This is a genomic window from Pseudomonas sp. 102515 (genome assembly GCF_031085165.1).
In the GTDB taxonomy this organism is placed as follows: domain Bacteria; phylum Pseudomonadota; class Gammaproteobacteria; order Pseudomonadales; family Pseudomonadaceae; genus Chryseomonas.
The window spans coordinates 239,436-251,513 of record NZ_JAVHTY010000005.1 but is presented as its reverse complement, the minus strand read 5'-3'; the positions used below and the strand labels follow the sequence as shown (position 1 = coordinate 251,513).

At 66.7% G+C, this 12,078-nt stretch carries 14 protein-coding genes; 6 read left to right on the top strand and 8 right to left on the bottom strand.

Annotation, left to right across the window (positions count from 1 at the left end; all coding sequences use genetic code 11):
- Positions 1-97 precede the first annotated feature (97 nt).
- Complete coding sequence (locus RCF34_RS19735) at positions 98-808, bottom strand: C40 family peptidase (RefSeq protein WP_308709703.1); 711 nt, start codon at positions 806-808, stop codon at positions 98-100.
- Positions 809-1,089: 281 nt separating this feature from the next.
- On the opposite strand from RCF34_RS19735, the gene RCF34_RS19730 reads away from it, so the two are divergent.
- A complete protein-coding gene (locus RCF34_RS19730) occupies positions 1,090-1,494 on the top strand; it encodes a TM2 domain-containing protein (protein WP_308709702.1) in 405 nt (134 codons plus the stop codon).
- A 50-nt stretch (positions 1,495-1,544) separates the two neighbouring features.
- Here RCF34_RS19730 and RCF34_RS19725 read toward each other — a convergent pair whose 3' ends face one another.
- The 7 genes from RCF34_RS19725 to gshB form a co-directional block, all read right to left on the bottom strand.
- Positions 1,545-2,822, bottom strand: a complete 1,278-nt coding sequence (locus tag RCF34_RS19725; RefSeq protein ID WP_308709701.1) for a dihydroorotase — start codon at positions 2,820-2,822, stop codon at positions 1,545-1,547.
- The gene (locus RCF34_RS19720; protein ID WP_308709700.1) at positions 2,819-3,817 is read right to left on the bottom strand and encodes an aspartate carbamoyltransferase catalytic subunit; all 999 of its coding nucleotides are present in this window, start codon (positions 3,815-3,817) and stop codon (positions 2,819-2,821) included. The genes RCF34_RS19725 and RCF34_RS19720 overlap by 4 nt, the downstream gene beginning before the upstream one ends.
- Positions 3,818-3,832: 15 nt before the next feature.
- The gene (gene pyrR / locus RCF34_RS19715) at positions 3,833-4,342 is read right to left on the bottom strand and encodes a bifunctional pyr operon transcriptional regulator/uracil phosphoribosyltransferase PyrR (protein WP_158893599.1); all 510 of its coding nucleotides are present in this window, start codon (positions 4,340-4,342) and stop codon (positions 3,833-3,835) included.
- A 2-nt stretch (positions 4,343-4,344) separates the two neighbouring features.
- On the bottom strand, positions 4,345-4,797 hold the full coding sequence (gene ruvX, locus RCF34_RS19710) for a Holliday junction resolvase RuvX (protein WP_308709699.1): 453 nt from the start codon (positions 4,795-4,797) through the stop codon (positions 4,345-4,347).
- Complete coding sequence (locus RCF34_RS19705; protein ID WP_308709698.1) at positions 4,794-5,363, bottom strand: YqgE/AlgH family protein; 570 nt, start codon at positions 5,361-5,363, stop codon at positions 4,794-4,796. Before RCF34_RS19705 ends, ruvX begins: the two co-directional genes overlap by 4 nt.
- A gap of 55 nt (positions 5,364-5,418) precedes the next feature.
- Complete coding sequence (locus tag RCF34_RS19700; RefSeq protein ID WP_308709697.1) at positions 5,419-6,297, bottom strand: TonB family protein; 879 nt, start codon at positions 6,295-6,297, stop codon at positions 5,419-5,421.
- A gap of 103 nt (positions 6,298-6,400) precedes the next feature.
- Positions 6,401-7,351: a glutathione synthase gene (gene gshB, locus RCF34_RS19695; RefSeq protein ID WP_308709696.1), complete on the bottom strand. Its 951-nt coding sequence runs from the start codon at positions 7,349-7,351 to the stop codon at positions 6,401-6,403.
- A gap of 220 nt (positions 7,352-7,571) precedes the next feature.
- Between gshB and pilG the strand changes: the two genes are divergently transcribed.
- The 5 genes from pilG to RCF34_RS19670 all read left to right on the top strand — a co-directional run bounded on the left by pilG (position 7,572) and on the right by RCF34_RS19670 (position 12,073).
- On the top strand, positions 7,572-7,979 hold the full coding sequence (gene pilG / locus RCF34_RS19690; protein ID WP_007161679.1) for a twitching motility response regulator PilG: 408 nt from the start codon (positions 7,572-7,574) through the stop codon (positions 7,977-7,979).
- Between the two features lie 40 nt (positions 7,980-8,019).
- The gene (gene pilH / locus RCF34_RS19685; protein ID WP_007161680.1) at positions 8,020-8,385 is read left to right on the top strand and encodes a twitching motility response regulator PilH; all 366 of its coding nucleotides are present in this window, start codon (positions 8,020-8,022) and stop codon (positions 8,383-8,385) included.
- A gap of 49 nt (positions 8,386-8,434) precedes the next feature.
- Positions 8,435-8,971, top strand: coding sequence for a chemotaxis protein CheW (locus RCF34_RS19680; RefSeq protein WP_133861446.1), 537 nt, complete (start codon positions 8,435-8,437; stop codon positions 8,969-8,971).
- Between the two features lie 161 nt (positions 8,972-9,132).
- Positions 9,133-11,163: a methyl-accepting chemotaxis protein gene (locus tag RCF34_RS19675; protein WP_308709695.1), complete on the top strand. Its 2,031-nt coding sequence runs from the start codon at positions 9,133-9,135 to the stop codon at positions 11,161-11,163.
- 61 nt (positions 11,164-11,224) lie between these two features.
- Positions 11,225-12,073 (top strand): CheR family methyltransferase, encoded by an 849-nt coding sequence (locus RCF34_RS19670; protein WP_308709694.1) that lies wholly within the window; start codon positions 11,225-11,227, stop codon positions 12,071-12,073.
- Positions 12,074-12,078 lie beyond the last annotated feature (5 nt).

Sequence of the window (12,078 nt, the reverse complement as noted above, 5' to 3'; positions counted from 1 at the left end):
GGAAGCGGAGCGTCGTTCAATGGCTTTGCGCCGGGCGGCGCCGAGTGGAGCGACACTCCGCCGGGCGGTAGTGCCCGGCGGAGCGAGGGGGGAGGGATCAGGACTTGCGGGTACGCTTGGTACGCGGCTTGTCCGCGACGGGATCGGTTTCCGCCGCCAGGGTGGTGGGCTGCTGCAGCACGCGCTTGGCCGACGCGAACCGCTTGGTCCAGTAGGGCTTGCTCAGGTGGTCGACGCGTACGCTCTCGCCACTGCGCGGGGCATGGACGAAGCGATCGTTGCCCAGGTAGATGGCGACGTGATCGATGCCGCTGCGCTGACCGGTCTTGAAGAACACCAGGTCGCCGGCCTTGAGATCGCCACGGGCGACCTTGGGTCCCTTGAGCTGGGCCAGCTCCCGGGACGTACGCGGCAGCTTGACGTTGTGCACGTCGCGATAGACGTAGTTCACCAGGCCGCTGCAATCCAGGCCGTTCTGCGGATTGGTACCGCCGAAGCGATAGGGCGTACCGACCAGGTCCATGGCCCGGGTCGCGACCTGGGCACCGACGTTGCGGGTGGCAGCCTGGGCGGTGGCCTGCTTACGGTGCAGGGCGCTGGTGGCGCGGGCGGCGTGCTTGGCGCGGGCCGCGGAGGCTGCCTGGGTAGGGTCCACCTTCGCGACGCGGCGAGTGGTGGCCTTGGGCGCGGGAGCGGCGGAGGCGTGCCGGGCGGCGGTCTTGGGAGCTGAGGCGGCGGTGACATGCCGGGCTGCGACCTTGTGGACCGGAGCGGCAGTGCGCGCTGCAGAGTTCTCTTTCGCTTGCACCGCCGCTGGCAGTACAAGACAGGCGGAGAGCCATGTCAGAAGAAATAAACGCATTGTCGTAGGGGTGTCTGAAGATCGAAGCGAGGGATTCTATACCAACCCTGTGGATATTTTGTGCACCTCTCATCAAGAAATTGTGTAATTTTTAGCGGAAAGTGAGGTCCCTTGAGCGCCAACCAGTGAGACTCCCTGGGCATTCATCCAGTTTTCGACATAAAGTCACGGTGAAGGTAAGGGTGTAGGTAAGGCGGGTCTTTTCCTTCAGTCGCGAGGTCGTAGGCATGCGGTATCAGGACACCCACAGCAAGGTCATGGGCTATCTGCTGTGGATCTTCGGTTTTCTCGGCGCCCATCGCTTCTACTATGGCAAGCCGGTCACCGGCACGATCTGGTTCTGCACCCTAGGCCTGCTGGGCATCGGCTGGCTGATCGACCTGTTCCTGATCCCGGCCATGGATCGCGAGGCGGATCTGCGTTTTCAGTCCGGCTCCCTCAACTACAGCCTGGGCTGGATCCTGCTGACCTTTCTCGGCATCTTCGGCGTCCACCGCCTTTACCTGGGCAAGTGGGTCACCGCCATCCTCTATTTCTTTACGGCGGGTTTCTTCCTGCTGGGCGTGCTCTACGACTTCTGGACGCTCAATTCGCAGATTTCCGAAGAGAATCGCCGGCGACTGGTGCGCTAGCTCCGGCTGAATGACAAAAGGAAGGGGCTCCATGGAGCCCCTTCTTCTATTCAGGCGTCGCGTCGGTAGGTGGTGCGGCCACCCACCAGGGTACGTTCGATGCGTCCCGCCAGGGTGAGGCCCTGGAAGGGGCAGTTGCGGCCGCGGGACAGCCAGGGGGTCGCAGCCTGGGGGGTCGGCTGCTGGGCGAACAGCACCAGGTCCGCCGGCAGGTCCTTGGCCAGGCGGCCCGCCGCGAGGCGCAGCGCCTGGGCCGGGCCACTGGTCAGGCGTGCCAGCAGGGTCGGCAGATCCAGCAGGCCGTCGGTCACCAGGGTCAGGGCCAGCGGCAGCAGCAATTCGACACTGCTGATGCCCGGCTCGGTGGCGGCGAAGGGCGCCAGCTTGGCGTCCGCTTCATGGGGCTGGTGGTGGCTGGAGATGGCACCGATCACACCGTCACGCACCCCGGCTCTCAGGGCGTCGCGGTCACGCGCGGTACGCAGCGGCGGCTTGACGTGGTAGAGACTGGAAAAGCCCTGCAGCGCCTCGTCGGTGAGCAGCAGCTGGTAGAGCGCCACATCGGCGGTCACCGGCAGGCCACGGGCCTGGGCGGCGGCGATCATCTCCACCGCGCGGGCACTGGTCAGCTGCCCGAAGTGGGCGCGTACGCCGCTCTGTTCCACCAGCAGCAGGTCACGCGACAGGGCGATGGTTTCCGCGGTCTCCGGGATCCCGGTGAGTCCCAGGAAACTGGCGGTGGGCCCTTCATGGGCCAGGCCGCCGTGGGCCAGATCGGCGTCCAGGGCGGTAAAGACCACGGTGAGGTCGAAGGTGGCGGCATATTCCAGCGCGCGCCGCTGCACCCGCAGATTCTCGAAGGGCTGCAGGCCGTTGGTGAAGGCCACGCAACCGGCGTCGCGCAAGGCCATCAGCTCCGCCAGCTGCTCGCCGGCCAGGCCCTTGGTCAGGGCGCCGATGGGGTGGACGCGGGCATGATCGGCAGTGCGCGCCCGGTCGAGGATGAGCTCGGCCACGGCGGTGGTGTCCAGCACCGGGCGGGTGGTGGGTGGGCAGCACAGGCTGGTGACGCCTCCGGCCGCGGCGGCGCGGGTCTCGCTGTCGACATTGCCCTTGCGGGTCAGGCCCGGTTCGCACAGGGCCACATCCAGGTCGACCAGGCCGGGCGCCAGGATCAGGCCGCTGGCGTCCAGCTGCTCGTCGGCCTGGAAGTCCTGGGGCGCTTCGCCCAGGGCGAGGATGCGACCCTGGTCGACATGGACGTCGTTGACCTGGTCGAGGCCGGTGGCCGGGTCGATCACCCGGGCATTGCGGATGCTCAGGCTCACTGCGCATTCTCCTGTAGCTGACGCTGGGCCGTCTGCCCGCTCATGGTCATCGACAGCACCGCCATGCGGACCGCGATGCCGTAGGTGACCTGGTTCAGGATGACCGACTGCTCGCCATCGGCGACCGCCGATTCGATCTCGACGCCGCGGTTGATCGGGCCGGGGTGCATGACGATGGCGTCGGGCTTGGCGCGGGCCAGGCGCTGGCGGGTCAGGCCGAACAGCCGGTAGTACTCGCCTTCGCTGGGCAGCAGGCCGCCCTGCATGCGCTCGCGCTGCAGGCGCAGCATGATCACCACGTCCACGCCGTCCAAGCCCTCGGCCAGGTCGGTACAGGTGCGCACGCCATAGAGCTCTTCGAGGCCGACCGGCAGCAGGGTGCGCGGCGCGATCACGCGGATGTCGCGGCAGCCCAGGGTGCGCAGCGCCAGCATGTCGGAGCGGGCGACCCGGGAGTGCAGGATGTCGCCGACGATGGCCACCGAGAGGTTGGCGAAGTCGCCCTTGTGGCGGCGGATGGTCAGCATGTCGAGCATGCCCTGGGTGGGGTGCGCGTGGCGGCCGTCACCGCCATTGATGATGGCCACATCCGGGCAGACGTGCTCGGCGATGAAGTGGGCGGCGCCGGAATCGGCGTGGCGCACCACGAACATGTCGGCAGCCATGGCCTCCAGGTTGCGCAGGGTGTCGAACAGCGTCTCGCCCTTGCTGGTGGAGGAGGTGGAGACGTTGAGGGTGATGACGTCCGCCGACAGCCGCTTGGCCGCCAGTTCGAAGGTGGTGCGGGTGCGCGTCGAATTCTCGAAGAAGACGTTGCACACGGTCTTGCCGCGCAGCAGTGGCACCTTCTTCACCGCCCGGGCACCGACCTCCAGAAAGGAGTCGGCGGTATCGAGCAATTCGGTGAGGAGTTCGGCGGGCAGGTCGTCGAGTGACAGGAAATGGCGCAATTGGCCCTGGGCGTTGAGTTGCAGCGAGCGCGTAGCGTCGGTCATGGCAGCGAATCCAGGTCAGGCGGCGGGGACGTCGCGGTATTCGAGGGCGAGCGGCGAGGGTCCGGTCAGCTTGACGCGCTGGGTGGGGGCCAGGCTCAGGGTGGCGCCCACCACGTCGGGCTGGATCGGCAATTCGCGGGCATTGACGTCCAGCAGGCAGACCAGGGTCACACTGGCGGGACGGCCATAGTCGAAGAGTTCGTTGAGCGCCGCGCGCACGGTGCGCCCGCTCATCAGCACATCGTCCACCAGCACCAAGTGGCGACCGTCGATCTCGAACGGCAGGGCCGAGGGGCGCACCTGCGGGTGCAGGCCCTTCTGGGTGAAGTCGTCGCGGTAGAAGGAGACGTCCAGGCTGCCCAGCGGGGTGTCCAGGCCGAGTTCGGCCAGCAGGGCCTCGGCGACCCAGAGGCCGCCGGTGTGGATGCCGACGAAGCCGGGATCGGTGATGCCACGGCGATCCAGCGACAGGCGCAGGTCGGCGGCCAGCCGCGGCAGGAGCTCGGCGGGAGAGGGCAGGTGCATGGCTACTCCGATTGCGGGCGCGCGGCCCGTTCCAGTTGTTGGGTCAGCCAGCCTTCCAGGAGAAGGGCGGCGGCAAGGGCGTCCACCGGGCGTTCGCGATAACCGTCGCGCTGACCGCCCTGCAGGCGCTCGCCCTTGGCGGCATAGGTGGTGAGGCGTTCGTCATGGGTATGCACGGGCAGGCCGTAGCGCCCCTGCAGGCGGCGGGCGAAACGTTCGGCGCGCTCGCTCATCTCGCTGGGCGTGCCGTCCATGTTCAGTGGCAGACCGACCACCAGGGCGGTGGGCCGCCACTCGTCCAGCAGGCGCAGGATGTGTTGCCAGTCGGGCACGCCGTTCTGCGCCTTGAGGGTGAGCAGTTCACGGGCCTGGCCGGTCACGGCCTGGCCGACGGCGACGCCGATCTGCCGGGTGCCGTAGTCGAAGCCCAGGTAGAGGCCGCTGGGCGCGCTCATGCGTGGCCCGCCTGGCGCGAGAGCAGGCGCAGGTCGACGCCCAGCAGGGCGGCGGCCGCGCCGAGGCGCTGCTCGCTCGGCGTCTCGAACAGCAGGGCGCTGGTGGCCGGGGTGGTGAGCCAGAGATTGGCCGCCAGTTCTTCTTCCAGCTGGCCAGGACCCCAGCCGCTGTAGCCCAGGGTGATCAGGTGGCGGCTCGGGCCGGTGCCGTCGGAGAGGGCGAAGAGCACGTCCGGCGAGGTGGTCAGGCTGAGTGCCTCGAGCTCGAGGGTGTTCTGGAACACCGGGCCGGCTTCGTGCAGCACGAAGCCGCGATCGGTCTGTACCGGGCCGCCGGCATAGAGTACGACCTGGGCATCTTCCAGGGTGGCCGGTATCTCAGGACGCAGCTGTTCGAGCAGGTCGTCCAGGTGCAGGCCATTGGGGCGATTGATCACCAGGCCCATGGCGCCATCCGGGCCGTGGTCGACGAGGTAGATCACCGTCTCGGCGAAATTGGGATCGTCCATCTGCGGCATGGCGATCAGGAGCTGGTGCTGTAGGGTAGTGCTGGAGGTCGGCTTCATGACCGGCAAGTTTCCCGGTTGCGCGGTCCGGCTTCAAGTCCAACGGCGTCCCGGGCTATTGACTGGACAGGCGGTCGCCACGCTCGAAGCGCCAGGTGCGGATGATCTCCAGCCGGTCGATGTCGGCCAGATCGCCGCTGAAGGGGGCGAAGGGCGCCGCCAGCCGGACGATGCGCAGCGCCGCCTGGTCCAGTACCGGGCGTCCCGAGGATTCCAGCACCTGGACCTCGTAGAGCGAGCCGTCCTTGTTGATGGCCACCAGCAGACGCAGGCTGCCGTAGAGCCGGTCGCGCTTGGCCTGCTCGGGGTAGTTGAGATTGCCGATGCGCTCGATCTTGCGCCGCCATTCTTCCTTGTAGCGGGCGCCCTTGTCCTTTTGCGTCGAGGCGGCGTTGATCCGCCAGATCTTCGGCCGCTTGGCGTATTGCTGGCGCTCCTCGGCCAGCTGGGCTTCCAGGCTGGCGAGTTCGGCGGCCTGGCTGTCGGACTCGGGGCTGGGCGCATCGCGCTGCTCCCGCTCCGGCGTCTCGCGACTGGGTTCGGCCTTGGTGGGGCGTGCGACGCGGGTGGTCACCGCCGCCTTGGGCGCCTGGGCTCGATCCGCCGCAGGCTTGCGGGCCGGCGGGGCGGCCTGGCGGATTTCGCTGTCGTGGAAAGGCGCCTGCACCGGCGTGCTCGGCGCCACCGCCTTGTCCAGAGTGCCGCTGCCCTGCTGGTTTTCCTGGGCCAGGAAGTCCGGCTGCTTGGGCGCCTCGTCGCTCTTGAAGCTGGCCAGCGTCACCTCCAGGGTGCGACTGATCTGGGTAGGCTCGGGCAGCGCAAAGCCGACACCGAGAATCAGCACGACGTGCAGCAGGGTCGCGATGAGCAGCGTGAAGCCCAGGCGGTCGGCGGGACGAACCTGGCTGGCGGGGGAGGAGGCGGTGCTGGGCATTGACTGGGTCGGCAAGGGCAGAGGGCGCGCGGCAGGGCTGGCGCCAGTCTGCGGATTGTGTCCGCGGTTGTCCATGCCGCCACGGGCGGCACGGACCCTCGCCTCAGCCCGCGCGTTTCTGCGCGATCACGTCCATGAGGCGCTCGGCGATGCGGGTGTCATAGGCCGCATCGATCTCGCGGATGCAGGTCGGACTGGTGACGTTGATCTCGGTGAGGTGCTCGCCGATCACGTCAAGGCCGACGAAGAGCAGGCCGCGCTTGCGCAGTTCCGGGCCCACCGTGGCGGCGATCTCGCGATCCCGCGCCGACAGCGGCTGGGCGACGCCCCGGCCACCGGCGGCCAGGTTGCCGCGGGTCTCGCCCTGGGCCGGGATACGCGCCAGGCAATAGTCCACGGGTTCGCCGTCGATCATCAGGATGCGCTTGTCGCCGTCCTTGATGCCCGGCAGGTAGCGCTGGGCGATGATCTGCTGGGTACCGTGGGCGGTCAGGGTCTCGAGGATCACCGAGAGATTGGGGTCGCCTTCGCGGTGGCGGAACACCGAGCTGCCGCCCATGCCGTCCAGCGGCTTGAGGATGACGTCGCCGTGGGTGCGGGCGAATTCGCGGATGATGTCGGCGCGACGGCTGACCAGGGTCGGCGGCGCCAACTCGGGAAACAGGGTGGCGAAGAACTTCTCGTTGCAGTCGCGCAGGCTGGCGGGACGGTTGACCACCAGGGTGCCGCCACGCTCGGCCTGCTCCAGCAGGTAGGTGGCATAGACGAATTCGTTGTCGAAGGGCGGATCCTTGCGCATCAGGATCACGTCCAGCTCGCGCAGGGGCAGGTCGACGTCGCCGCCAAAGGCGAACCAGCGCTCCGGATCCTGGAACACGTCCAGCTGCCGACCGCGGCCGCGGGCCTCGCCATCGACCTGGTACAGGTCCTGCATCTCGAAATAGTGCAGGGTCCAGCCGCGCGCCTTGGCCGCCCACAGCATGGCCATGGAGCTGTCCTTCTTATACGAGATGCGTTCGATGGGATCCATGACGATCCCCAGGCGGATACTCATTGACGCTAGACCTCGGTTCTACGTGGGCAAGGCGTCAGAATAGCCCTTCGATCCCCTCCAGTGCCAATGCTTGCGCGATCGTCGTGGCGGGCGGGCCGGTGGTCCGTCATCAGAGGATCTGCGTGGTACGTCACGGTATTGTGTGCTACAAAGAGGCGCCGCCAAAGTGCCCGGATCGACATCATTCACGTTTCCTCGACGATGAGCTGGTAGCTTGAACATGGAACAGTATTCGGAAGGGCTGAAGGTCATGGTGATCGACGATTCGAAGACGATTCGTCGGACCGCCGAGACCCTGCTCAAGAAAGTTGGCTGCGAGGTCATCACCGCCATCGATGGATTCGATGCGCTCGCCAAGATCGCCGATAGCCACCCCCATATCATCTTCGTGGACATCATGATGCCGCGACTGGATGGCTATCAGACCTGCGCGCTGATCAAGAACAACAGCGCCTTCCGCGCGACGCCCGTCATCATGCTCTCCTCCCGTGACGGACTCTTCGACAAGGCCAAGGGGCGCATCGTCGGCTCTGACCAGTACCTCACCAAACCCTTCAGCAAAGAAGAGCTGATCGGTGCGATCAAGACCCACGTCCCCAGTTTCACTCCGCTCGAACAAGCGTCCTGAGTGTCCTGAGGCGGGCGATTCTATCTAGTAGGAAATTTTCATGGCTCGAATTCTGATCGTCGACGACTCTCCCACCGAGATGTACAAGCTCACCGCCATGCTGGAAAAGCATGGTCATCAGGTGCTCAAGGCCGAGAACGGCGCCGACGGCGTCGCCCTGGCCCGCCAGGAGAAGCCGGACGCGGTCCTGATGGATATCGTCATGCCCGGCCTCAACGGCTTCCAGGCTACCCGGCAGCTGACCAAGGATGCCGAGACCAGCCATATTCCGGTGGTCATCGTCACCACCAAGGACCAGGAAACCGACAAGGTCTGGGGCAAGCGCCAGGGCGCCAAGGACTACCTCACCAAGCCCATCGACGAAGACACCCTGCTGCGCACCCTGGCGGGTGTCCTGCAAGGCTGAGGCCTGACGTCCGTTTCTCACGGCAGCGCCCCACTGGGCAGGGAATCCTATGAGCGACGCCACCACGCCCTACGAACTCTTGCGCCTGATCGATCTGCGCTGCCGCGAGCGGGCAGCCGGTCTGCCGGCGCAACAGGAAAACCAGCGCAGCTGGAGCGGTATCGGCTTCCGCCTCGGTGAATTGCGTTTCGTGATTCCCATGGGCGAGGTCAGCGAGATCCTGCCGGAGCCGCGTTTCACCGCGTTGCCCGGCGTCAAGCCGTGGCTCAAGGGTGTGGCCAACGTGCGCGGTCGCCTGCTGCCGATCGCCGACCTCGGGCAGTTCCTCGGCGTGAAGATCCAGGCCCTGCGCAAACAGCGGCGCATCCTGATCGTCGACCATGGCGACCTCTTCGTCGGGTTGGCGGTTGACGAAGTCCTGGGTATGCAGCATTTCGACATCGAGGCCTATCGCGAGCACGCCGACAGCGTGCCGTCGGGCCTGCACTTCTTTCTGGAAGGTGTCTTCCAACGCGACGTGCCCTGGCTGGTCTGCAGCCCGCGCGCCTTGGTCGAGCATCCCGAATTCATGGACGTCGCGGCCTAGGCCGCCAGACGTCCGGACGCTGCGAGGCGGATCGGGGTCGGGATGGCAGGAGCCGTCGCCGACGGGTGGGGGTAGGGCGCCGAACACCGGTTTCAAGCGAATCGGTCCGGCGTCCGACAAGGATAGAACTAAAGGAACCAAGGTCCAGGCGGGGGCCGCTGATGAACAAACTCAATACCGGGAAACTCAACGCGTGGGTCGCGGGCATGTTCGTGGTGCTGATCGTCGCGATCGTGCTGCTGTTCGCCAACTTCGCGTACCTGGGCACCCAGACCAACTACGACAACCAGTACCAGGGCCAGGCCACCGAGCTGCGCATCCTCTCGCAGCAGCTGGCCAAGAGCGCCAGTGAGGCCGCCACCGGCAAGGCCGACGCCTTCAAGGACTTGCGCCAGGCCCGTACCGAGTTCGAGCGCCGCCTGAACATCCTGCGCAACGGCGATCCGCAGACCGGTCTGCCGCCGTCGCCGGCGATCCTCCGTCCGCGGCTGGATACCCTGGAATCCCAGTGGGAGGCCCAGCGCAAGCAGGTCGACAGCATGCTCGGCAGCGAGCAGACGGTACTGTCCCTGCACCAGCTGTCCGGCGCCCTGGCGGACACCATTCCCCAGTTGCAGGTCGAGAACGAAGAGATCGTCGACATCCTGATCGAGCGCGGCGCGCCCGCCAGTCAGGTGGTGGTGGCCCAGCGTCAGGCGCTGCTCGCCGAGCGGATCCTCGGCGCCATCAACAAGATCCTCACCGGCGACGAAGCCGCGGTGCAGGCGGCCGACAGCTTTGGTCGCGACGCCAGCCTGTTCGGCCGGGTGCTCAAGGCCATGCGCGAAGGCAACGCCTCCATGGGCATCGCCAGGATCACCGACCCCGAGGCGGTCGGCCGCCTGAACGAAGCCAACAAGCTGTTCGAATTCGTCTCCGGCAACGTCGACGAGATCCTCGCCACCTCGCCCGAACTGCTGCAGATCCGCTCCGCCGTGGGCCTGATCTACCGCGGTTCCCAGGCGCTGCTCGGTTCCGCCTCGGACCTGAGCGCCGGCTACGCGTCGCTGGCCCAGAGCCGCAAGATCAACACCGTGGGCAGCTACCTGCTGGTGTTCATCGCCCTCGGCGCCATCCTCTGCATCGGCTACATCCTGGTCCGCGACACCCGCCGCCGCCTGGCCGAGACCGACGAGAAGAACCAGCGCAACCAGACCGCCATTCTGCGCCTGCTGGACGAGATCGCCGACCTGGCCGACGGTGACCTGACCGTGCAGGCCACGGTGACCGAAGACTTCACCGGCGCCATCGCCGACTCCATCAACTACTCCATCGACCAGTTGCGCGAACTGGTGGAAACCATCAACCAGACCGCTGTCCAGGTGGCCGCCGCCGCCCAGGAGTCCCAGGACACCGCCACGGTGCTGGCCGAGGCTTCGGAACACCAGGCCCAGGAAATCGCCGGGGCCTCCGCGGCGATCAACGAGATGGCCGTGTCCATCGACCAGGTATCCACCAACGCCTCCGAATCCACCGCGGTGGCGGAGCGCTCCGTGGCCATCGCCAACAAGGGCAACCAGGTGGTGCACAACACCATCATCGGCATGGACAGCATTCGCGAGCAGATCCAGGACACCGCCAAGCGGATCAAGCGCCTGGGCGAATCGTCCCAGGAGATCGGCGACATCGTCGGCCTGATCAACGACATCGCCGACCAGACCAACATCCTGGCCTTGAACGCCGCCATCCAGGCTTCCATGGCCGGTGACGCCGGCCGCGGCTTCGCCGTGGTAGCCGACGAGGTCCAGCGCCTCGCCGAGCGTTCCTCGGGCGCCACCAAGCAGATCGAGGCCCTGGTCAAGGCGATCCAGACCGACACCAACGAAGCGGTCATCTCCATGGAGCAGACCACCTCGGAAGTGGTGCGCGGGGCCGCCCTGGCCCAGGACGCCGGTGTGGCCCTGGAAGAGATCGAGAAGGTGTCCCAGAGCCTGGCCGGGTTGATCCAGAACATCTCCAACGCCGCGCGCCAGCAGTCTTCGTCCGCCAGCCACATCTCCAGCACCATGAACGTGATTCAGGAGATCACCTCGCAGACCTCGGCCGGTACCACCGCCACCGCGCGCAGCATCGGCGAGCTGGCCAAGCTGGCCAGCGAGATGCGGCGTTCGGTCTCGGGCTTCAATCTGCCGAACGAGCAGCCGCTGGGCTGAACACAGCGGCCACATCGCGGTGTGGCGAGGGGGAGACGGGGTGGGGGAGTCGAGTTGGGCGTTGCGCCGTGCTCCCGAGCTGCCGGATGCGGACTTCGAGCGTTGGCGACAGTTGCTGGAAACCCGAGCCGGCATGGTGCTGGACGACCGCCAGCGCAGCTTTCTGCAGATCCAGCTGGCGGCGCGCATGCGCGAACTGGCGATCACGGACTACGACAGCTACTACCAGGTCGTCTGCGCGGGTATCGGTGGGCGCATCGAATGGGTCCGGCTGCTCGATCGACTGACCATCCAGGCCACCCGCTTCTTTCGCCATCCGCCGTCCTTCGCGCTGCTGGAAAACTATGTGAACGAATTCGCCACGACCACCGAGGGCGACAGTCTGACCCTGTGGAGTCTGGGGTGCGCCAGTGGAGAGGAAGCCTTTTCGATGGCCATCAGTACCGCCGAAGCTCTGGCACGGCAGCCACGCCCCCTGACGTTCGCCCTGACCGGTACCGACATCAGCAGCGAAGCCCTGCGCCACGCGCGGCAGGGTACCTACAGCCTGCAGCGGTTGGCCGGGGTGCCGGCCGCCCTGCGCGAGCGGTATTTTCGTCCCCGCGGCGACGGCAACTTCGACGTTGCCGCCGGGTTGGCGGAGCGACTGTGCTTTGCCCGGCTCAATGTGCTGGAACTGGGCCAGGCCCCCTTGCAGGGGCTCAATGTCATTTTTTGTCAGAACTTGCTGATTTATTTCCGCCGCTGGCTGCGTCGAGACCTGCTCAACCAGTTGGTCCAGCGGCTTGCACCGGGTGGGCTCTTGGTCCTGGGTGTCGGTGAGGTGAGCAATTGGAGCCACCCGCAACTGGTACCCGTCGATCATCCCGAAGTCCTGGCGTTCACCCGCCAGCCAGCCCACCCGGCATGACAGGA